Source organism: Mesorhizobium sp. M1E.F.Ca.ET.063.01.1.1 (genome assembly GCF_003998155.1).
Lineage (GTDB): Bacteria > Pseudomonadota > Alphaproteobacteria > Rhizobiales > Rhizobiaceae > Mesorhizobium.
Genome location: NZ_RZSC01001793.1, coordinates 1 through 385 on the forward strand (window position 1 = coordinate 1; position 385 = coordinate 385).

Annotated in this window: 1 protein-coding gene; it reads right to left on the bottom strand. The window is 67.8% G+C overall.

The features are described 5' to 3' along the window. A partial coding sequence (locus tag EOA29_RS40900; RefSeq protein ID WP_127222629.1) for a DEAD/DEAH box helicase occupies positions 1–385 on the bottom strand: 385 nt, incomplete at both ends.

Here is a 385-nt window from a genome sequence, read left to right on the forward strand (position 1 = left end):
CATGTCGAGCATGCGGTCGCCCTCGTCGAGCACCAGCCATTTGGTGTCGGCAAGGATGAGATCGCCCTCGCGCACGAGGTCGGTCAGGCGGCCGGGCGTGGCGATCAGGATATCGACGCCGGGCGCCACCTTTTTCACCTGGCTGTAGCGGGAGACACCGCCGAGCACGAGCGCGGTCGAGATATGCGCGCCCTTGGCGAGCAGCTTGATCGTGTCCTCGATCTGCACGGCGAGCTCGCGCGTCGGCGCCAGGATCAGCGCGCGCGCCGTCTTCGGCCGGCGCTTGGTGCCGAGCCCGATGATCTTCGACAGGATCGGCAGGGCGAAAGCCGCCGTCTTGCCCGAACCGGTCTGGGCGATGCCGAATATGTCGCGGCCTTCGAGC